The 20,884-nt window shown below is 65.2% G+C and carries 15 protein-coding genes; 9 read left to right on the top strand and 6 right to left on the bottom strand.

What is annotated here, in order from left to right:
- The first annotated feature begins 608 nt into the window (after window positions 1-608).
- Complete coding sequence (locus G3N95_RS41005; protein ID WP_346778370.1) at window positions 609-1,571, top strand: pseudouridine synthase; 963 nt, start codon at window positions 609-611, stop codon at window positions 1,569-1,571.
- An 80-nt stretch (window positions 1,572-1,651) separates the two neighbouring features.
- Here the strand turns inward: G3N95_RS41005 and def are convergent, their stop codons facing one another.
- Together def and ligA are read right to left on the bottom strand one after the other, a co-directional pair.
- The gene (def, locus tag G3N95_RS10940) at window positions 1,652-2,185 is read right to left on the bottom strand and encodes a peptide deformylase (RefSeq protein WP_205970006.1); all 534 of its coding nucleotides are present in this window, start codon (window positions 2,183-2,185) and stop codon (window positions 1,652-1,654) included.
- A complete protein-coding gene (gene ligA / locus G3N95_RS10935) occupies window positions 2,182-4,233 on the bottom strand; it encodes an NAD-dependent DNA ligase LigA (RefSeq protein WP_205970005.1) in 2,052 nt (683 codons plus the stop codon). The genes def and ligA overlap by 4 nt, the downstream gene beginning before the upstream one ends.
- A gap of 252 nt (window positions 4,234-4,485) precedes the next feature.
- Here ligA and G3N95_RS10930 point away from each other — a divergent pair, with 252 nt between their 5' ends.
- The gene (locus G3N95_RS10930) at window positions 4,486-5,316 is read left to right on the top strand and encodes a hypothetical protein (protein WP_205970004.1); all 831 of its coding nucleotides are present in this window, start codon (window positions 4,486-4,488) and stop codon (window positions 5,314-5,316) included.
- 139 nt (window positions 5,317-5,455) lie between these two features.
- Here the strand turns inward: G3N95_RS10930 and G3N95_RS10925 are convergent, their stop codons facing one another.
- From G3N95_RS10925 to G3N95_RS10915, 3 genes are all read right to left on the bottom strand, one after another.
- Window positions 5,456-6,691: a cell division protein ZipA C-terminal FtsZ-binding domain-containing protein gene (locus tag G3N95_RS10925; protein ID WP_205970003.1), complete on the bottom strand. Its 1,236-nt coding sequence runs from the start codon at window positions 6,689-6,691 to the stop codon at window positions 5,456-5,458.
- A gap of 181 nt (window positions 6,692-6,872) precedes the next feature.
- Window positions 6,873-10,391, bottom strand: coding sequence for a chromosome segregation protein SMC (smc, locus tag G3N95_RS10920; RefSeq protein WP_205970002.1), 3,519 nt, complete (start codon window positions 10,389-10,391; stop codon window positions 6,873-6,875).
- 166 nt (window positions 10,392-10,557) lie between these two features.
- A complete protein-coding gene (locus G3N95_RS10915; protein WP_205970001.1) occupies window positions 10,558-11,547 on the bottom strand; it encodes a DMT family transporter in 990 nt (329 codons plus the stop codon).
- Window positions 11,548-11,950: 403 nt separating this feature from the next.
- Between G3N95_RS10915 and dapC the strand changes: the two genes are divergently transcribed.
- The 6 genes from dapC (at window position 11,951) to cls (ending at window position 18,298) form a co-directional block, all read left to right on the top strand.
- Window positions 11,951-13,168, top strand: a complete 1,218-nt coding sequence (gene dapC, locus G3N95_RS10910) for a succinyldiaminopimelate transaminase (RefSeq protein WP_205970000.1) — start codon at window positions 11,951-11,953, stop codon at window positions 13,166-13,168.
- A 92-nt stretch (window positions 13,169-13,260) separates the two neighbouring features.
- Entirely contained in the window at window positions 13,261-14,088 is an 828-nt protein-coding gene (dapD, locus tag G3N95_RS10905) for a 2,3,4,5-tetrahydropyridine-2,6-dicarboxylate N-succinyltransferase (protein ID WP_205969999.1), read from the top strand.
- Window positions 14,088-14,459, top strand: coding sequence for an ArsC family reductase (locus G3N95_RS10900; RefSeq protein ID WP_205969998.1), 372 nt, complete (start codon window positions 14,088-14,090; stop codon window positions 14,457-14,459). Before dapD ends, G3N95_RS10900 begins: the two co-directional genes overlap by 1 nt.
- 99 nt (window positions 14,460-14,558) lie before the next feature.
- Window positions 14,559-15,698 (top strand): succinyl-diaminopimelate desuccinylase, encoded by a 1,140-nt coding sequence (gene dapE, locus G3N95_RS10895; protein ID WP_205969997.1) that lies wholly within the window; start codon window positions 14,559-14,561, stop codon window positions 15,696-15,698.
- A gap of 15 nt (window positions 15,699-15,713) precedes the next feature.
- Entirely contained in the window at window positions 15,714-16,601 is an 888-nt protein-coding gene (prmB, locus tag G3N95_RS10890; protein WP_205969996.1) for a 50S ribosomal protein L3 N(5)-glutamine methyltransferase, read from the top strand.
- Window positions 16,602-16,861: 260 nt separating this feature from the next.
- A complete protein-coding gene (cls, locus tag G3N95_RS10885; protein WP_205969995.1) occupies window positions 16,862-18,298 on the top strand; it encodes a cardiolipin synthase in 1,437 nt (478 codons plus the stop codon).
- 6 nt (window positions 18,299-18,304) lie between these two features.
- Here cls and G3N95_RS10880 read toward each other — a convergent pair whose 3' ends face one another.
- A complete protein-coding gene (locus G3N95_RS10880; RefSeq protein WP_205969994.1) occupies window positions 18,305-18,793 on the bottom strand; it encodes a glutathione peroxidase in 489 nt (162 codons plus the stop codon).
- A gap of 126 nt (window positions 18,794-18,919) precedes the next feature.
- Here G3N95_RS10880 and G3N95_RS10875 point away from each other — a divergent pair, with 126 nt between their 5' ends.
- The gene (locus G3N95_RS10875; protein ID WP_205969993.1) at window positions 18,920-20,860 is read left to right on the top strand and encodes an ATP-binding cassette domain-containing protein; all 1,941 of its coding nucleotides are present in this window, start codon (window positions 18,920-18,922) and stop codon (window positions 20,858-20,860) included.
- Window positions 20,861-20,884: the final 24 nt, after the last annotated feature.

The raw sequence follows: 20,884 nt of genomic DNA, 5'->3' as shown, positions 1-20,884 counted from the left end.
CGTCGGCCGATCGCCCGGCGCGCAAGGAAGGCGCTTCCGCCGGTGCGGGGTTCCGTCGCGACGCCGACGCCCGAACCGACCGACGCACCTCCTCCGATCGTCCGCCGCGCAGCGGAGCGTCGGCGGGTGCGGGCGAACGCGCGCCGCGTTTCTCGCGCGAGGACGATGCACGCGGTGCACGACGCACACCGCGCGAGAACGATGATGGCCGCCGTGCTCCGCGTACCGCGCGCCCTGAAGGTGCACCGCCGCGCGAACGCACGGAACGACGTTACCGCGACGACGCCCCCGAAGGCCGCACGACGCGCGCTCCTCGCGGCGAACGATCGGAAGCACGCGGCGAACGCAGTTATGCGCGCCCAGCCAGGGCTGCCTACGAAGATCGCGGCGCGGCACCGGAACGCCGCCCACGCGGCGAAGGCGCACCGCGCCGCGGCCGCAGCGACGACGCAGAAGGTCGTAGCGAACGCACTTACGCACGCCCGCCCAAGGCTGCCTACGAAGATCGCGGTGCGGCACCGGAACGCCGTCCACGCGGCGAGGGCGCACCGCGCCCCGGCCGCAGCGACGATGCAGAAGGTCGTAGCGAACGCACTTACGCAAAGCAAGTGAAGTCGAGCTACGCGGACCGCGCCAGCGACGCACCGCCCAAGGCCGCGCCGCGCGCCACGAAGGCCAAACGCGACGCACGCTCGGTCGAAGACAGCTTCGACCGTCCGGCGCGCTTCGACCGCCCCGCTGAAAAGACGGCACGCAAGCCCCGTCCGGCCACCGCGCCGCGTCAGCGCGACGAAGGCGAATTCAACGACGCGCCCGGCAATCTGCGCCTGTCAAAGTTGATGTCCGAACTCGGCCTGTGCTCGCGCCGCGAAGCGGACGAATGGATCGAAAAGGGTTGGGTCACGGTCGACGGCGTCGTCGTCGATATGCTCGGCACGAAGGTCCGCCCCGACGCCGATATCCAGATCGACCCGGCCGCTCAGGCCGCTCAGCAGAAGCAGGTGACGATACTCGTGCACAAGCCGGTCGGCTACGTGTCGGGTCAGGCGGAAGACGGCTACGAGCCGGCCGTGACCCTCGTCAAACCCGAGAACCGCTGGGACGGCGACCGCACCGACATCCGTTTCACGGCCGTCCACTTGCGGCAACTGGCGCCCGCTGGCCGCCTCGATATCGATTCGACGGGGCTGCTCGTGCTGACGCAAGACGGCCGCATCGCGAAGCAACTGATCGGCGGGCATTCGGAGATCGACAAGGAGTATCTGGTGCGCGTCAGCTACGGCGACGTCGAAACGGATGTCGAGCATCAGTTTCCGGCCGAGGGTCTGGCGCAACTGCGCCATGGTCTCGAACTCGACGGCGTGCCGCTCAAGCCCGCGATGGTCAGCTGGCAAAACGGCGAGCAATTGCGCTTTGTACTGCGTGAAGGCAAGAAGCGCCAGATTCGCCGCATGTGCGAACTAGTCGGCTTGCAGGTGGTGGGCCTCAAGCGCGTGCGGATGGGCAATGTGATGCTCGGCGCCTTACCGCCCGGACAGTGGCGCTACCTCGGCCCGGACGAGTCGTTCTAAGCGCGACTGCGTGCTGTGCCAGGCAAAAGAAAAAGCCCGCGAACCGACTGGTTGCGGGCTTTTTTATCGGCATCTGAAGCTCAATCGTCGGCTTTCGGATCGAGGTCGGGAAACAGCACCTCGGTAAAGCCGAACTTCGCGAAATCCGTGATTCGCATCGGATAGAGCTTGCCGATCAAGTGATCGCATTCATGCTGGACGACGCGCGCATGAAAACCCTCGGCGACGCGGTCGATCGGTTTGCCGAACTGATCGAAGCCGTGATAGCGGATCATCGACAGGCGGCTCACCGCGCCGCGCAGACCCGGCACCGACAGACACCCTTCCCAGCCCTCTTCCGTATCCAGCGAAACAGGCGTGATGGTCGGATTGATCAGCACCGTTTCCGGTACGGACGGCGCATCGGGATAACGCTCGTTGTGGCCGAAACCGAAGATCACGACCTGCAGGTCGACGCCGATCTGCGGCGCCGCGAGCCCGGCACCGTTCGCGTCGTGCATCGTTTCGAACATGTCGCGCACGAGTTCATGCAACTCGGGCGTGTCGAAATGATCGACCGGCTTGGCGATGCGCAACAGGCGCGGGTCGCCCATCTTGAGGATGTCGTGGATCATGTTGTGTGCCCCTCCAGGAGCTTACGCATACCATCTTCGTCGAGCACGGGGATGCCAAGTTCCTCGGCTTTCGCAAGCTTGCTGCCCGCTTCCGCACCGGCCACCACGTAATCGGTCTTCTTCGATACCGAACCGGCCACCTTCGCGCCGGCCGCCTCCAGCAACTCTTTCGCTTCGTCGCGACCCATGTTGGGCAGCGTACCCGTCAGCACGACCGTCTTGCCCGCCAGCACGCCCTGTGGCGCTTTCGGCGCGGGCGGACCTTCAGTCCATGTGACCTTGCCGGGCGCACGCAACTGTTCGATCACGGTACGGTTGTGCTCTTCGGCGAAGAACTGGTGGAGCGCCTCCGCAACGATGGGGCCGACGTCGTTCACTTCGAGCAGTTCTTCGACGGTCGCGCTCATGATGGGATCGAGCGAACCGAAGTGCTTCGCCAGATCTTTCGCAGTCGATTCGCCGACATGCCGGATACCGAGCGCATAGATGAAGCGCGCCAGTGTAGTGTGTTTGGCCTTCTCCAGCGAGTCGATGAGGTTCTGCGCCGACTTCTCGGCGAAGCGGTCGAGTTCGGCGAGCGTCGCGAAGCCCAGGTTGAAGAGATCGGCCGGCGTGCGCACCAGATTGAGGTCGACCAGCTGGTCGATGATCTTTTCTCCGAGGCCGTCGATGTCCAGCGCGCGGCGCTGCGCGAAATGCCACAGCGCCTGCTTGCGCTGCGCCGGGCAGAACAGCCCGCCCGAGCAGCGCGCGATCGCCTCGTCCGGCAGACGTTCGATCGCGGAATCACATACGGGACATTGCGTCGGCATGATGAACTCGCGGGCGTCGGCCGGGCGCCGTTCGAGCAACGCGCCGACCACCTCGGGAATCACGTCGCCCGCACGCCGCACGATCACGGTGTCGCCGATGCGGATGTCCTTGCGGCGCACTTCATCCTCGTTGTGCAGCGTCGCGTTCGTTACGGTCGCACCGCCGACGAACACAGGCTCGAGCCGCGCGACGGGCGTGATCGCGCCCGTCCGGCCGACCTGCACGTCGATGGCGATCAGCTTCGTCAGCGCTTCCTGTGCGGGAAACTTGTGCGCGAGCGCGAAGCGAGGCGCGCGCGACACGAAGCCGAGCGTGTCCTGCTGGTCGCGGCGGTTCACCTTGTATACGACACCGTCGATGTCGTACGGCAGCTTGTCGCGTTTCTCGCCGACCTTATGGAAGAATCCCAGCACGCCTTCGGCGCCCTGCACCACGGCGCGCTCGCTGTTCACGGGCAAGCCCATCTCGTGATACCAGTCGAGCAGTTCGCTGTGCGTGGCAGGCATCTCGATGCCGTCGAGCACGCCAATCCCATACGCGAAGAACGACAGCGGACGCTGCGCCGTCATCTTCGGATCGAGCTGGCGCAGACTGCCCGCCGCCGCGTTGCGCGGGTTGGCGAACTCGCGCTGGCCCGCGTCGCGCTGGCGCTGGTTCAGCTTGTCGAAATCGCGTTTGAACATCAGCACTTCGCCGCGCACGTCGATCAGCTTCGGCACGTGCTTGCCCTTGAGCTTGAGGGGAATCGAACGAATGGTGCGCACGTTCTCCGTCACGTCTTCGCCCGTCGCGCCGTCGCCGCGCGTCGCTGCCTGGGTGAACTGGCCATCCACATAGCGCAGCGAAATGGCCAGTCCGTCGAATTTCAGTTCGCACGCGTAGTCGATGGGCGTGTGGTGCAGCGCGTCCGATACGCGCTTGTCGAAGGCCGCGATGTCTTCGTCCGAGAAGCCGTTGTTCAGCGACAGCATCGGCAGGTCGTGCACGACGGGCTGAAAGCCGCTCGCCACCTCGCCACCGACCCGCTGCGTCGGCGAATCCGGTGTGATCAGATCGGGATGCTCGCTTTCGATCTGTTGCAGTTCCTTGAACAGCCTGTCGTATTCCGCGTCGGGCAAGTCCGGCTGGTCGAGCACGTAGTACGCGTGGTTCGCGCGCTCGAGTTCGTCGCGCAGCCACAACGCCCGCTCGGCAGGTGCGCTGGTTGCAGGATCAGGGACTTGGGTTCGGGCCATGCTGTCGGCGTTTCGGCAAGAGTAACGGGATGTCAGATTATCTCAGGAAGCGCTTTCTGTCGCATCGGCCGGATGGCCAGTTTCGTACGCGCGCAAACCCAACCGCCACGCATTCCTACACGTCCTGGCCGATCGGCCAGTTCACGTGCAAATCGTTGACAGCGCGCGACCCGCAATGCGACCGTGTGGTCTGCCGTCCATCGCGTGCCGACCACCCACACGGGCACGCATCGACCGGGAGAATCCATCGTTATGTCCGCCTCCGCTCTCCGTTTCATGTGCCGCCTGTTCTGGCTGCTGGCCGTGCTCGCCGTCTTGCGGCCAGCCGACGCAATCGCCGGCGAACAGGTGATCGACGTGCCGCTCGCGCAAGGCGCGTCCATCGCCTATCTGCTGACGCAACAGGATGGCAGCCAGCCGCACTGGGTACTGGTGATGCTGCCGGGCAGCAAGGGCAATCTCGAACTGTCGCAACAGCCCGACGGCGCGATCCGTCTGCGCGAGAAGAACAACTTTCTGATTCGCGCACGGCACCTGTTTGTCGATGACCAGTTCGCGACGGCCATCGTCGATGCGCCGTCCGATCAACCCGGCGGTTACTCGGATGCGTTCCGCGCGTCGCCGCGCGCCGCTCAGGATCTCGCGCAGATTGCAGCGGATCTGCGCAAGCGCTTTCCGCAGGCGAAGCTCGTGCTGGTCGGCACCAGTCGCGGCACGATCTCCACGGCCTATGCGGGCCGCGCGTTGCCCGACGTATGGGACGCCGTCGTGCATACGTCGACGCTCAGCAGCCCGGCACGCGGCCAGGCCACGCCGCTGATCGGGTTCGACTACGGCGCGATCCATGCGCGTCAGCTCTTCGTGCATCACGCCGACGACGGCTGCTTCCTCTGTTCATACGAAGCGCTCAGACGCATTGCCGAGAGCAGCCAGTACGCGTTGATCACCGTGCATGGCGGCGACGCGCGCGGCGAACCCTGCGAGGCGCTGTCGCATCACGGTTTCTATGGAAGGGATGAGGCCGTGGTCACCGCGATCAAGGCGTGGATCAGCGGTCAGCCGTGGCAGGACGATGTGGGATGAGGTCGATGCGGGCCGCACTACACGGCACGGCGCGATCGCGAACAGGAAGGCTCAAATGAAAACCGCCTGAAGCAACGACATGCATCAGGCGGTTCATCGGTGGCGGCAGAAGCAGCGCCAGGCAGCTTGCTGGCTGCGCTTACTGGCTGAACAATCGCCGCGTCGCGGGCGAGCCGGCCGGAATGCCTGCCTGCTCGAGCTTCGCATACAGCGTCATCAACTGCTTTTCGATGGCGAGCAACGCGCTCTCGGGCAGCGGCCGGCGTCCGTCGTCGACCACTCGCCCGCCAATGCGCTCGGCCAGCGACTTCGCGTAATCGCACATCAGACGGAACGGCAGAATGTCTTCATCGGCAACGGGCACGTCGAGTACCAGCGTGATCATCTGGCCGCCCTTGTACGTGAGGTCATCGCGCAGGAAGTTGGTGTCGCCGAACTGCAGCATGAAGACGGGGCTTTGCTTCCCATCGAGCTTGACGAAGCGGGTGCCGTCGCGCGACAGCAGCAGTCCGTCCTGCGACGCGACCGCCTGCACGTAGTTCGCCGACCATGGCGCGCCGTCGGACAGCACGTTGATCGACAACTGCGCGTCGCACTGCGCAGCAAAGCCGTCCAGTTCGCGCGCCATCGACACCGTTTCCATCATGTCCGGAAACTCGGGCGAGGCGTCGAGCGCATCCGCGAACTGCTGGACACCCGTCACGAACTCGGAGAACTCCAGTTCGTTGAGCGGACCGCTGCGATTCGCGAGCTGCGCGGCCGCGCGCAGCTCTTCGTAGCGCACGCCGTTTTGCAGCAGCTCCCATGCGCCGCCTTCCGGCTTGCCTTCGATATGCACCGGCTTGCTGCCCGCACGACGCAGACGCTGCGCGAGCGGCAGCACCTTGTCGCCCATGACGGATGCAGACAGCCTGACGGGCACGATGCAGTCGATCCGGCGATCGACGATGGCGGGCGGCGCGGAAGAAATGGTCGTTGCCGCGGGCAGGATCGGCTCGCTGCGCTCGTCCTCCGCGACCTGTTCGCCTGCGGGCTGCACGGCCTCTTCCTCTTCCGGGAAGCCGTTGGGCGAGGTGTTCTCGGCCTGGATGTCGGCCGGCGTATCGAGTGGCGCGGCGCCGCCGAAGGTCGGCTCGACCCGCGCGACTTCAGCCTGCTCGCCCGGCGCGGACTCGCGGCGCGTCGTCGGACGCGCCGGCTCGATAAAGGGGCTCTGCTCGTCCGGGTCTTCCCGGGCGAGCGGTTCTGCCGCATCGGCGGGCATCGGACGCGGCATCTTGCGGCGCACCTTGGCGCCCTGCCACGCGTTGTAGACCACCACACCCCCGACCACCACGGCGCCCGCGCCGATCAAACCGAGTGTCAACTCATCCATGCACGCTCCATCTGCAATTCTTTTTGTCGTTGCGCATCGTGCCGGGTTCGCGCGGCTGGCAGGCGGCACCCAAGGTGACACGCGCCGCCGCTGCGGGCGAAGGCGCGCAGCGAGATCAATTCTGTTTCAGCAACACCCGCACGCGGCCCGGCATCACGCCGGACGACGCACGGGTGGACGTTTAAACGATATTCTGGGCAAATCCCGCAGCCGTTTCCATGTCGACAGCCACGATCCGCGAGACGCCCTGCTCCTGCATCGTCACCCCGATCAGTTGCTGCGCCATTTCCATCGCGATCTTGTTGTGGGAAATGAACAGGAACTGTGTTTTGTCCGACATCGCGCGCACAAGGTTCGCGAAACGCTCGGTGTTCGCGTCGTCGAGCGGCGCGTCCACCTCGTCCAGCAGACAGAACGGCGCCGGATTCAGCTGGAACATCGCGAACACGAGAGCCGTCGCCGTGAGCGCCTTTTCGCCGCCCGACAGCAGGTGAATCGTCGAGTTCTTCTTGCCCGGCGGCTGTGCCATTACCTGCACGCCGGCATCGAGAATCTCGTCGCCCGTCATGATCAGCTTCGCCTGGCCGCCGCCGAACAGACGCGGGAACAGCTCGCCGAAATGGTGATTCACCTGGTCGAACGTGCCTTGCAGCAGCGTGCGCGTTTCCTGGTCGATCTTGCGGATCGCGTCTTCGAGCGTTTCGATTGCGTTCGTCAGGTCGGCCGATTGTGCGTCGAGGAACGTCTTGCGTTCCTTCGCCGCCTTCAGCTCGTCGAGCGCGGCCATGTTGACGGGACCGAGCGCCGCGATCGCGTTGTTGATGCGCGTCACTTCGCCCTGCAGGTACGACGGCTTCATGTCCGGCGTGAGCTTCGCCTGAAGTTCGGCTTCGTCGACGCCCGCGGCCGTCAGTTGTTCGATGAACTGCTCGGCGTTCAGGCGCGCGGCCTGCTCTTTCAGTTGCAACTCGGTGATGCGGTCACGCAGCGGCTGCAACGAGCGCTCCGTCGTCAGACGCAGTTCGTCCGATGCACGCAGCTTCGCGGTCAGATCGTCAAGTTCGAGACGCGCAGCGTGCAGCGCTTCTTCCTTCACACGGCGAATATCCAGCGCGTCCTGCAGGCCTGTATGCGCCGTCTGCTCGTTGATCGTTTCGAGTTCCGCGCGCGCGTCTTCGAGCGAGCCGGCCACGCGTTCGCTCTGCTCGTGCGCGACCTGAATGCTGCGCTTCAGTTCGTCGATCCGGTTCGCCATGTTGCGTGCGGCGAAGCGCGCATCGGTGGCGGCGCGGTCGAGATCGCGCGCGCCGTTGCGCGCGTTGCTCAGTTCTTCGTCGAGCGATTCGAACGCGAGCTGATTGTCTTCGAAACGCGCCTGCAATTCGGCGAGTTCGGCATCGTGCCGCTCGAAGTTCGCTTCCGACTCCGCGCGCAACGCACGCTGCTCGTCGACCTGCGCGGTGATCTCTTCGAGTTCCTCGCTGATCTGCGTGCTGCGCTGCGTGTAGCGCTCGTGCGCCTGCGTGAGCTTGAGCACGTCCATTTGCAGCGCGTGAACGCGCTGGGTCGCGCGTTCGGCTTGCTGGCGCACTTCGGCCAACGCATTCGAAGCCTGCGTATGCGCGGCTTCCGCGCGAATCGCCGCTGCCTTCGCCTCTTCGGCGAGCAACGCCTGCGCGCGCACCTGACGCGTGAGGTTTTCGATTTCCTGCTGGCGCGCGAGCATGCCCGCCTGCTCGGAATCCGCCGCGTACAACTGCACGCCGACGCGCGTCACCACGTGGCCCGCCTTGACGACGAACGCGCCGCCTTCCGGCAATTGCGCGCGCATCGACAGTGCCTGCGGCAGATCGTCAGCGACGAATGCGTTACCGAGCCAGTCGTTGAGCACGGCGCGGATGCCGGCATCGTCGATTCGCACCAGCGACAGCAGCGGCCGCAGCGACGCCGGCGCCGCGACGGGCTGCCCTGCCGCCGGCGGCGCGTAGAACGCCAGCTTCGCGGGCGGCGCGTCGCTGACGAAGTGTTTCACCCAGTCGAGGTTCGACACTTCCAGCGCGGCAAGGCGCTCGCGCAGCACCGATTCGAGCGCGGTTTCCCAACCGGCTTCGACATGCAGCTTCTTCCACAGACGCGGCAGCGCGCCCAGCTCGTGCTTGTCGAGCCATGGCTGGATCTTGCCTTCCGTCTGCACGTTCTCCTGCAACTGGCGCAATGCGGCGAGGCGCGCTTCGAGCTGATGGATCTGCGCGCTTTCGGCCTGCACGCGCTCCTGCGCGGCGCGGCGCTCGCCGTCGAGACGCGGCAGCGTGTCCTGCGCGTCGGCGAGGCGTTCCTGTGCTTCGCGCAGAATTTCTTCGTGCTCGGCGAGCTGCATGCGCAGTTCTTCGAGCTGCGCTTCGTCCGGCGCATCGAGGCCGCCCGCTTCCGTCTTCAGACGCTCCTGGCGCTGCTGCAACTGCTGCAATTGCTGGTCGGCGTTGCGCTGATGCGCGGCTTCGAGCTTGATCGACTGCTCGGTCTGCGCGATGCCGGCGCGTTCCTCGTTCAGCTGCGACTGCGCATCGCGCCAACGCGCTTCGAGCGCGGGCATCGCGTCGTGCTTCGCGGCCGCCGCCTCTTCGGCGATGACGGCCTTCTCTTCGCCTTCGCCGAGCTGGATTTCCGCGTCTTCGAGATCGTCCTGCGCTTTCTGCGCCTGCACGAGCCACTGCTCGCGCTGCGCCGTCAACGCGGCGATCTGCGCCTGCACACGGTTGCGCGACTCGACGATGAACTTGATTTCGGCTTCGAGGCGGCTCACCTCGGCGTTCGCTTCGTAGAGCGCGCCTTGCGCGCCCTGCATCGCGTCGCTGGCCGAATAGTGCGCGACGCGCAGCGTTTCCAGTTGCGCTTCGACTTCGCGCAGTTTCGCGGTGTGCGCTTCGAGGTCGATCTGCGCCTGTTCGATCGCGCGCTTCTGCTTGTCCTGCTCGGTGCCCGCTTCGTTCCTGCGCAGCAGCCACAACAGACGCTGCTTCTCTTCGCCTTCGGCCTGCAGATCCTTGAACTTCGTTGCGACGACGGCCTGCGCTTCGAGCTTTTCCAGATTCGTCGTGAGTTCGCGGACGATATCTTCGACGCGCGTCAGATTCTCGCGCGTGTCGTGCAGACGGTTCTCGGTTTCGCGGCGACGTTCCTTGTACTTCGACACGCCCGCGGCTTCTTCGAGGAACACGCGCAGCTCTTCGGGCTTCGCCTCGATGATCCGCGAGATCATGCCCTGTCCGATGATCGCGTAGGCGCGCGGCCCGAGGCCCGTGCCGAGGAAGATGTCCTGGATGTCGCGGCGGCGTGCCGGAAGATTGTTGATGTAGTAGCTCGAGGTGCCGTCGCGCGTGAGCACGCGTTTGACGGCGATTTCGGCATACTGGCCCCACTGGCCGGCGGCACGGCCGTCGGCGTTGTCGAATACGAGTTCGACGCTGGCGCGGCTACCCGGCTTGCGGGCCGTCGAGCCGTTGAAGATCACGTCCTGCATCGACTCGCCGCGCAGCTCCGAGGCGCGCGATTCGCCGAGCACCCAGCGCACGGCATCGATGATGTTGGACTTGCCGCAACCGTTGGGACCGACCACGCCGACAAGCTGGCCCGGAACCTGGAAATGCGTGGGATCGACGAATGACTTGAAGCCAGCGAGTTTGATCGAGGTCAGACGCACGGCGATATCGCTGTTTGAAAATAATTTATGGAAACGGAACGCGCGGGTTCGATGTGCGAACCGCCTGCGGCTCCCTGCCCGTCAAGCGGCACAACGTGGCGCGAGCCCGCTGCGATTCCGGCGCCGCGGCGCGCCCTACGCTGCACCGCTGGCCAATGAGGGGCAATCATACCATCGCGCGTGGGCGATTCTTACCGTTGCCATCCCGGTTTGCGTCGGGGTTGTCCTCCGGGTTGCCAGTTCCTTCGGCGCCCGCCGCTGCGCCGGGCTTCGCGCGATGCACCCAACTCGACAGCGCCGAGGCCAGCACGATGCACGCGCCGCCCGCCCATTCGCGCGGGCCGGGCACTTCGCCGGCGAACAGCCACGCCGTGAGCGCCGTCACGACGATCTCGAACAGCATGATGATCGACGCGCGATTCGCCGGCACGCGCGCGAGCCCGTACTGCACGAGCATGTTGTTGGTCGCGAGCACGAAGCCGATCCCGAGCACGAGCAGCATGACCTCGCCGACGTGCGCGCCCGCGGGCGCAGCCGGCATCGATTCGAAGAACGATGCGCACGCGCCGAAGATCGCCGCGCCGCCGAAAATCACGGCCGTGCGCATCTCGGCGCGCATGTCCGGCAACTCGCGGCTCGTCTTGAGGATCAGCACGTTGCTCATTGCGAACGACATCCCCGCCGCGAGCCCCGCCCATTCGGCCAGGCTGCCGGGCACGGGCAGCCCCAGTTGCGGCGACCACAGCATCATCATCGCGCCCGCCAGCGACAGCGCCGCGAGCCCGGCGCCCGACCACGTCAGCCGTTCGTGCAGGATGAAATGCGCGAACAACGCGGTCCAGGCGGGCGTCAGATAGAACAGCAGCAGCACGCGCATCACCTGGCCGTGAATCGCGCCCCATACGAAGCCGAGGTTCGTGATACCGGCGAACAGCGCGAGCGCGGGCAGCAGCCAGTGCCAGCGCACCGTTTTGATCGCACTGCGCCGCACCAGCAGCACGAACAGGCAGCCGGCGCCGCTCGTCAGCGCGCTCGCTGCCGTGCCCGTCACGCCGAGCGCGTTGAGCATGCGCAGCGGATACCAGACCATGCCCCATACGGACGCGCCCATCATGATGGCGAGCGTGGGCCACGCATTGCGAAGCGAGAGATTCATCGTGCGGCGCTCCCGCCGATGTCCAGCCTGTGTTGCATTGCCTGTCTGCCTCGTGTGTTGCTGAGAACGGCGGCGCGTAGTCGCTGCCGGCCGTTGCCGCTGAATGCTTTATCGTTACGTCGGGATACCGCCCGCATTGCGTCTCCAGTTATTTTCGACGCGACGCGCGCATCGCGCCGTTCATGTCCTTCGCGCCATCGCGGCGTGCGTGCCATCGGCACCGCAAAGCCTTGTCCAATCGGACGATGCGCCGTGCCGTGGCTGCCCGACACGCTATAATCGGTCACTCGTCGCCCGTGCCGTCAGCCGCCGGGATGCCAACGCATCCGGCCTTCGCGCTGATGGCCGCCGCGCGCCGCCTTCACCTGCGTCAGTCACGCCGAACCCACGCCCGAACCGCCAAGTGAACCCGCTACTCGACTCCCTTCAGCCTTATCCCTTCGAAAAGCTGCGCCTGCTCTTCAAGGACGTCACGCCGCCTGCGCACCTCCCGCACATCAGCTTCGGGATCGGCGAACCGAAACATCCGACGCCCGAACTGATCCGCAACGCGGTGATCGATTCGCTCGGCGGTCTCGCGGCCTATCCGGCCACCGTCGGCGCACCGGCGCTGCGCGAGGCGATCGCGAAGTGGGTCACGACGCGCTACAACCTGCCGCCCGTCGACGCCGCCACGCAGGTGCTGCCCGTGGCAGGCTCGCGCGAGGCGCTGTTCGCGCTTGCGCAGACGGTGATCGACCCGAAGAAAAACGCCGGCGGCGAGCCTGCGATCGTACTCTGTCCGAACCCGTTCTATCAAATCTACGAAGGCGCGGCGCTGCTGGCGGGCGCGCAGCCGTACTTCGCCAACAGCGACCCGAAGCGCAACTTCGCCTGCGACTACTCGGCCATCCCCGGCGACGTCTGGGCACGCACGCAGCTGCTGTACGTCTGTTCGCCCGGCAACCCGACGGGCGCCGTGCTGACGCTCGACGACTGGCGCGAACTGTTCGATCTGTCGGACCGTCACGGCTTCGTGATCGCGTCCGATGAATGCTACTCCGAGATCTATTTCGACGAATCGCGGCCGCCCCTCGGCGGGCTGGAAGCGGCGCACAAGCTCGGCCGCGGCTTCGAGCGGCTCGTGATGCTGTCGAGCCTGTCGAAGCGCTCGAACGTGCCGGGCATGCGCTCGGGCTTCGTCGCGGGCGATGCGTCGATCCTCAAGCAGTTCCTGCTGTACCGCACCTATCACGGCGCGGCGCTGTCGACCGTCTATCAGACGGCCAGCATCGCCGCCTGGAACGACGAAACGCACGTGCGCGAAAACCGCGCGATGTACGTGCAGAAGTTTTCGACGGTGACGCCGATGCTCGCCGGTGTGCTCGACGTCAAGCTGCCCGACGCCGCGTTCTATCTATGGGCGAACGTCGCGCGCACGGGGCTCTCGGATACCGCGTTCGCCCAGCGCCTGTACGCCGACTATAATGTGACGGTTCTGCCCGGTTCGTATCTCGCGCGCACCGCGCACGACACGAACCCCGGCCGCGATTTCGTCCGCCTCGCGCTGGTCGCGGGCGTCGACGAATGCACGGAGGGCGTGCAGCGCATCGTCGATTTCTGCCGCTCGCTGCAAGGCTGAACCGGCAGAGTCATACGCTGCAGGAGCGCCGCCGCAGCGCTCCGCTCTCATCCGCTTTCCGATTTCAACTCTCTCGAAAGATCACCACGAACATGTCGCAACAACTTCAGCAGATCATCGATACCGCCTGGGACAACCGTGCCGACCTGTCGCCGAAGGCCGCGCCCGCCGAAGTGCGCGATGCCGTCGCGCACGCAATCGAACAGCTCGACAAGGGCGCACTGCGCGTCGCGGAAAAGAAGGATGGCGACTGGGTCGTCAACCAGTGGCTGAAGAAGGCCGTGCTGTTGTCGTTCCGCCTGGAAGACAACGCACCGATGCCCGCCGGCGGCTACTCCCAGTTCTACGACAAGGTGCCGTCGAAGTTCGCCAACTACACGGCCGAAGACTTCGCCGCAGGCGGCTTCCGCGTCGTGCCGCCCGCCATCGCGCGCCGCGGCTCGTACATCGCGAAGAACGTCGTGCTGATGCCGTCGTACACCAACATCGGCGCTTACGTCGACGAAGGCACGATGGTCGACACGTGGGCCACCGTCGGCTCGTGCGCGCAGATCGGCAAGAACGTTCACCTGTCGGGCGGCGTGGGCATCGGCGGCGTGCTGGAGCCGCTGCAGGCCAACCCCGTCATCATCGAAGACAACTGCTTCATCGGCGCGCGTTCGGAAGTCGTGGAAGGCGTGATCGTCGAAGAGAACTCGGTGATCTCGATGGGCGTGTACCTCGGCCAGAGCACGAAGATTTACGACCGCGAAACGGGCGAAGTGTCGTACGGCCGCATTCCGGCGGGCTCGGTGGTGGTCGCGGGCAACCTGCCGTCGAAGGACGGTTCGCACAGCCTGTACTGCGCGGTGATCGTCAAGAAGGTCGACGCGAAGACGCGTGCGAAGGTCGGTTTGAACGAACTGCTGCGAGGCGACTGATGGCGCGCGCTTCGTCGAAGACGACCGTCGTCTACGGCATTCCGAACTGCGACTCCGTGAAGAAGGCCCGCGTGTGGCTCGAAGAGCACGGCGTCGAGTTCGAGTTTCACGACTTCAAGAAAGCGGGCGTGTCGAATGCGCTGGTGCAAGACTGGCTGAAGGACGTGTCGCTGGAGCAGCTCATCAACAAGCGCGGCACGACGTGGCGCGGCCTGTCGGACGTGCACAAGGCGGAAGCCGACACCACCGCCGGGGCGATCGCGCTGATGATCCACAAGCCGTCGATCATCAAGCGGCCCGTACTGGTCGTGAACGGCCGCGTGAAAACGCTGGGCTTTTCCGCAGAGCAATACGAGACGCTGTTCGCCTGAATGCTCGTCTGAACGCACGCATCACGTTCGCCGAAGTACCTATGTTGTTGCCGGCCTTCCTGGGCCGGCATTTTTTCACCTGAGTTTGGAACTGCATCGATGTCCGGCACTCTTGCCCTTACCGAAACCCTGATCGGCCGCGCGTCCGTGACGCCCGACGACCAGAACTGCCAGCGCCTTCTGGTCGAGCGCCTGTCCGCGATCGGCTTCGAATGCGAAACGATCGAATCGAACGGCGTGACGAACCTGTGGGCCGTCAAACGCGGCGCCGCGGGCAAGGACGGCAAGCTGCTCGCGTTCGCGGGCCACACCGACGTCGTCCCGACGGGCCCCGTCGAACAATGGTCGTCCGCGCCGTTCGAGCCGACCCATCGCGACGGCAAGCTGTACGGCCGGGGCGCCGCCGACATGAAAGCATCGATCGCCGGCTTCGTGGTCGCGAGCGAGGAGTTCGTAGCCGCGCATCCGCAGCATCGCGGCTCGCTTGCACTGCTCATCACCAGCGACGAAGAAGGCCCGGCAACGGACGGCACCGTGAAGGTCGTCGATGCGCTCGAAGCGCGCGGCGAGCGTATGGACTACTGCGTCGTGGGCGAACCGACCTCGAGCGTGCAGTTCGGCGACATGGTGAAGAACGGCCGCCGCGGCTCCATGTCGGGCAAGCTGACCGTGAAGGGTGTGCAAGGCCACATCGCGTATCCGCATCTGGCGAAGAACCCGGTGCATCTGTTCGCGCCCGCGCTCGCCGAACTGGTCGCCGAGCACTGGGACGAAGGCAACGAATACTTCCCGCCCACCACCTGGCAGGTATCGAACCTGCACAGCGGCACGGGTGCAACCAACATCATCCCCGGCCACGCCGAGGTGATGTTCAACTTCCGTTTTTCGACGGCGAGCACGGTCGAAGGCCTGCAAAGCCGCGTGCATCAGATTCTCGACAAACACGGTCTCGACTACGATCTGAAGTGGACCGTGAGCGGCCTGCCCTTTCTCACGCCGCGCGGCGAGCTGTCGAACGCGCTCGAAAAGGCGATCCACGACGAAACGGGTATCGCGACGGAACTGTCGACGACGGGCGGCACTTCCGATGGCCGCTTCATCGCGCGGATCTGCAAACAGGTCATCGAATTCGGTCCGTTGAATGCGAGCATCCACAAGATCGACGAACATATCGAAGTCGCACATATCGAGCCGCTCAAGAACGTCTACCGACGCGTGCTCGAACAACTGATCGCCTGACGGAGGGCCTCGACCATGACTCATCCGTTTTCCACGGTTCGCGACGTGCTGCGCTACGCGGTGTCGCGCTTCAACCAGGCCGGACTCGCGTTCGGCCACGGCTCGTCGAACGCTTATGACGAAGCCGCGTATCTCGTGCTGCATACGCTGCATCTGCCCATCGATCTACTCGAACCGTTTCTCGACGCGCGCCTGACGCCCGAAGAAATCGAGTCGGTGCTGAAGGTAGTCGAACGGCGCGCGACAGACCGCGTGCCCGCCGCCTACATCACGCAGGAAGCGTGGATGCACGGCCATCGCTTTCATGTCGACGAGCGCGTGATCGTGCCGCGTTCGTTCATCGGCGAACTGCTGCAGGATGGTCTGCAGCCGTATGTCGAGGATCCCGAACAGGTCGGCGCGGTGCTCGAACTGTGCACCGGCTCCGGCTGTCTCGCGATTCTCGCGGCGTACGCGTTCCCGAATGCCGATATCGATGCCGTCGACCTGTCGCCCGCCGCACTCGAAGTCGCGACCCGCAATGTCCACGAGTACGAACTCGACGAGCGCATTGCGCTGTTCGAAGGCGACCTGTTCACGCCGCTGCCGGAGCGCCGCTACGACGTGATCGTCACGAATCCGCCGTACGTCAACGCGGAATCGATGAAGGCGCTGCCGCCCGAGTACAAGCACGAGCCCGAGATGGCGCTGGCGGGCGGCGAAGACGGAATGGACATCGTGCGCCGCATCATCGCCAGCGCGCGCAACTGGCTGACCGAGGACGGCGTGCTGGTCGTCGAGATCGGCAACGAGCGCGCGCATGTCGAAGCGGCGTTCGGCGGCCTCGACCTCGTGTGGATGTCGACGAGCGCGGGCGACGACAACGTGTTCCTGATCCAGGCCAGCGACCTTCCCGCCAACTGATGCCGGCACGCGGCTGATCGCTGCCTCGCACGACGCACGCTGCCTGTCCGGGCGCCGTGCGTCGTGTGCTTTTGGGCGTGTACATTCGACATGCATCGGCGTAGGTCCGCGGATACAGACAGCCTGCCGACCGCGACGCGGGCGCTTTCGGTAAGATGGGCGCGACCAGCGCTGCTGGAACTGGACGCCTGCATCCGGCGCCGCGAAGTACAACCACGAAGTCAACCACGCGCAGCGCGACGGCCATCGCACGCACGCTTATGCAATTCGATCTGCTCCACGTCGGCACGCTCGTATTCCTCGCCCATGCGCTGGGCGTGATCGCGGCGTGCCATGCCATCCTGCATACCCGCACGTCGCAAGGCGCGATCGCGTGGGCGGTGTCGCTCGTCGCGATGCCGTATCTGACGCTCGTCCCCTATCTGTTCCTCGGGCGCAGCAAGTTCGCCGGTTACGCCGACGCGCGCCGCCTCGAAAACGAAACGCTGCGCACGCGCGCGCATCCGCCCGAATGGGACACGGAAGCCTCGTCGCAAGGCCGTCCGACGGAAGCGCTCGGACATCACTTCGTGCGTTCGCTCACGCGCCTTTCCGGCATGCCGTTCCTGCCGGGCAACAGCGTGCGCACGCTCGTGAACGGCGAAGCGACGTTCGCGGCGATTCTCGATGCGATCGAACACGCGCAAAGCTACATCGTCGTGCAGTTCTTCATCGTGCGCGCCGATGCGCTCGGCGAGATGCTCAAGGACGCGCTGCTCGCGAAGGCCGCGCAAGGCGTGCGCGTGTACGTGCTGTACGACAGCATCGGCAGCTTCGATCTGCCGCATCGCTATGTCGCGTCGCTGCTGGCAGGCGGCGTGCAGATGCATCCGTTCGCGACCAACCGGAAGTTCGTCAACCGTTTCCAGCTCAACTTTCGCAATCACCGCAAGATCGTCGTGGTGGACGGCCAGCGCGCGTTTGTCGGCGGACACAATGTCGGCGTCGAGTATCTGGGCGGCAAGCCGCCTCTGTCGCCGTGGCGCGATACGCACATCGAGGTGCGCGGTCCCGCCGTTGCCAGCATCCAGTTCGTGTTCACGGAAGACTGGTACTGGGCCACGCAGGATCTGCCGCAGCTCGAGTCGCCGGCCGTCGATTCCCACGACGACATGCACTGCCTCGTCGTGCCGACGGGCCCCGCCGACAAGCAGGAAACCTGCTCGCTGTTCTTCGTCGAAGCGATCAATGCGGCGCGCGAGCGCATCTGGATCACGACGCCTTATCTCGTGCCCGACGAAGCCGTGTTCGCCGCGCTGCGGCTCGCGGCGCTGCGCGGCGTCGACGTGCGCATCCTGATTCCGAGCCGGCGCGATCATCGTGTCGTGTTCGAAGCGTCGAAGCTCTACGCGTTCGACTCGATCCGCGCAGGCGTGCGCATCTTCCGCTACCGGCCGGGTTTCCTGCATCAGAAGGTGGTGCTGATCGACGACGTCGCGGCCGCCGTCGGCAGCGCGAATCTCGACAACCGGTCGTTCCGCCTGAACTTCGAGATCATGGTGCTGACGGTGGATCACGCGTTCGCCGCCGAAGTCGAAGACATGCTGCTACGCGACTTCGCCGAATCGTACGAGATAGACCGCAGCGAGTATCGCAACGCGCCGGCGCTGAGGCGCATGCTGATGCACGTTGCGCGTCTGTTCGCGCCGATCCTTTAGAGCACGTTAAAGAAGCGCTTCGATGTCGTCCGTAATCGTTTCAGGCTTCGTGGTGGGCGCGTAGCGCTTGACGACCTTGCCGTTGCGGTCGACCAGAAACTTCGTGAAATTCCATTTGATCGCTTCGAGTCCGAGCACGCCGGGCGCCTCGTCCTTCAGAAACCTGAAGAGCGGATGCGCATCCGAGCCGTTGACGTCGATCTTGTCGAACATCTGGAACGTCACGCCATAGTTCTTCTCGCAGAACGCGCCGATCTGTGCCGCGTCGCCGGGCTCCTGCTTGCCGAACTGGTTGCACGGAAAACCCAGCACCTGCAGTCCGCGCGCCGCGTATTGCTCGTGCAGCTTCTGCAACCCCGCATATTGCGGCGTGAAACCGCACTCGCTCGCCGTGTTGACGATCAGCATCACCTTGCCGTCGTAACGTTCGAGGCTGACCGGCTCGCCGTCCAGCGTGCGTGCCGAGAAGGAATAAATCGAAGACTTGTCCGCCATGTGTCGCCCTCCAGGAATGTCGTTAGTCTAATGGCTCCGAGGCCGCTCGCCACCTGGCCGAACGGCCAATGCCTGAGCTTGCGCCGCGCAGTCTAAAATAGCGTTTTTCTTTCAGTCGGCCTCGTTGTGATCCGCTTCAATCAGTTCAGTCTCGCGCGCGGCACGAAACCGCTTTTCGAACAGACCACGTTCTCGCTGAATCCTGGCGAAAAAGCCGGCCTCGTGGGCGCCAACGGCGCGGGCAAATCGACCCTGTTCTCCGTCCTCCTCGGCGATCTGCACGCGGACGGCGGCGATGTTGCCATGCCGCCGTCGTGGCAGATCGCGCACGTCGCGCAGGAAACGCCCGCCGTCGACAAGACCGCGCTCGAGTACACGCTGGACGGCGACGCCGCGCTGCGCGCCATCGAAACCCGCATCGCGGCCGCCTCCGCCGCGCACGACGGTGCGGCCGAAGCCGAAGCGCACGCCGCCTTCGCCGATGCCGACGGCTACACGGCGCCCGCGCGCGCCGAAGCGCTGCTGCTCGGCCTCGGCTTCACGCTCGACCAGACACGTGCGGGCGTCGGCAGTTTTTCGGGCGGCTGGCGCATGCGCCTGAATCTCGCGCAGGCGCTGATGTGCCGTTCCGACCTGCTGCTGCTCGACGAGCCGACCAACCACCTGGACCTCGATGCCATCGTCTGGCTCGAAGACTGGCTGCACCGTTATCCGGGCACGCTGGTCGTGATCTCGCACGACCGCGAATTTCTCGATTCGGTCTGCAATGTTACGCTGCATCTCGAGAACCAGCAGATCAAGCGGTACGGCGGCAACTACTCTCAATTCGAAGTGCTGCGCGCGCAGCAGCTCGCGTTGCAGCAGAGCGCCTACGAAAAGCAGCGCAAGACCATCGAGCATCTGCAGAGCTTCGTCGACCGCTTCAAGGCCAAGGCAACCAAGGCGCGTCAAGCGCAAAGCCGGATGAAAGCGCTCGAAAAGATGGAGCTGATCGCGCCCGCTCATATCGCGTCGCCGTTCACGTTCGAGTTCCGCACGCCCGACTCCGCGCCGAATCCGATGATGGTGATGGAAGACGTGCGCTGCGGTTATCACGCGCCGGACGGTGGCGAAATTCCCATCGTCGAGCGCGTCGCGCTGTCCATCCAGAACGGGCAGCGCATCGGGCTGCTCGGCGCGAACGGCCAGGGCAAGTCGACGCTGATCAAGACGCTCGCGGGCACACTGGAAGCGCTCGGCGGCCATGTCCGCCAGGGCAAGGGCTTGCAGATCGGCTATTTCGCGCAGCATCAGCTGGAAACGCTGCGACCCGACGACTCGCCGTTGCAGCATCTGGCGCGCCTCGCGCCCGACACGCGCGAACAGGAATTGCGCGACTTCCTCGGCAGCTTCAACTTTTCCGGCGACATGGCGACGGCCGCCATCGCGCCCTTCTCCGGCGGCGAAAAAGCGCGTCTCGCGCTTGCGCTGATCATCTGGCAGAAGCCGAATCTGCTGCTGCTCGACGAACCGACCAATCACCTCGACCTCGAAACGCGCCACGCGCTGACGATGGCGCTTGCCCAGTTCGAAGGCACGCTGATCCTCGTGTCGCACGACCGGCATTTGCTGCGCGCGACCACGGACCAGTTTATGCTCGTCGCGAAGCACAAGCTGCAGCCGTTCGACGGCGATCTCGACGACTACCGGGACTGGCTGCTGCAGCATGCCGCCGAGCAGCGCGCCGCGCTCAAGGCGGGCGACGCGTCGGCGGAGAACGACGGCGGCGCCGACGCCTCCGTGAATCGCAAGGAGCAGCGGCGTCTTGAAGCGGAAACGCGCCAGAAGCTCGCGCATCTGAAGAAGCCGCTGCAAACGCGCATCGCGAAGATCGAAAAGGAAATGGACGCGCTGAACGCGGAAAAAGCGACGCTCGACGCGTTCGTCGCCGATTCCGCCAGCTACGCCGCGGAGCAAAAAACGAAGCTGACGGAATCGATACGCCGTCAGGCGGATGTCAACGCACGACTCGAAACGCTCGAAGCCGAATGGCTCGAAGCACACGAGGAACTCGAACAAATCGGCTAACGGCCCCTTCGCCACGGCGGAGGA

The organism is Paraburkholderia sp. Tr-20389, assembly GCF_017104565.1.
GTDB lineage: Bacteria > Pseudomonadota > Gammaproteobacteria > Burkholderiales > Burkholderiaceae > Paraburkholderia.
This window is presented reverse-complemented; position numbering and strand designations above follow the sequence as displayed.

What these genes read in the sequence shown, in the direction of transcription:
- G3N95_RS10930 (WP_205970004.1), top strand. Translation starts at nt 4,486, where the DNA reads ATGTCCGCCTCCGCTCTCCGTTTCATGTGCCGCCTGTTCTGGCTGCTG.
- G3N95_RS10900 (WP_205969998.1), top strand. Translation starts at nt 14,088, where the DNA reads ATGGCGCGCGCTTCGTCGAAGACGACCGTCGTCTACGGCATTCCGAAC.
- ligA (WP_205970005.1), bottom strand. Translation starts at nt 4,233, where the DNA reads ATGGCCCGAACCCAAGTCCCTGATCCTGCAACCAGCGCACCTGCCGAG.
- dapD (WP_205969999.1), top strand. Translation starts at nt 13,261, where the DNA reads ATGTCGCAACAACTTCAGCAGATCATCGATACCGCCTGGGACAACCGT.
- dapE (WP_205969997.1), top strand. Translation starts at nt 14,559, where the DNA reads ATGTCCGGCACTCTTGCCCTTACCGAAACCCTGATCGGCCGCGCGTCC.
- G3N95_RS10915 (WP_205970001.1), bottom strand. Translation starts at nt 11,547, where the DNA reads ATGAATCTCTCGCTTCGCAATGCGTGGCCCACGCTCGCCATCATGATG.
- prmB (WP_205969996.1), top strand. Translation starts at nt 15,714, where the DNA reads ATGACTCATCCGTTTTCCACGGTTCGCGACGTGCTGCGCTACGCGGTG.
- def (WP_205970006.1), bottom strand. Translation starts at nt 2,185, where the DNA reads ATGATCCACGACATCCTCAAGATGGGCGACCCGCGCCTGTTGCGCATC.
- G3N95_RS10925 (WP_205970003.1), bottom strand. Translation starts at nt 6,691, where the DNA reads ATGGATGAGTTGACACTCGGTTTGATCGGCGCGGGCGCCGTGGTGGTC.
- G3N95_RS10880 (WP_205969994.1), bottom strand. Translation starts at nt 18,793, where the DNA reads ATGGCGGACAAGTCTTCGATTTATTCCTTCTCGGCACGCACGCTGGAC.
- cls (WP_205969995.1), top strand. Translation starts at nt 16,862, where the DNA reads ATGCAATTCGATCTGCTCCACGTCGGCACGCTCGTATTCCTCGCCCAT.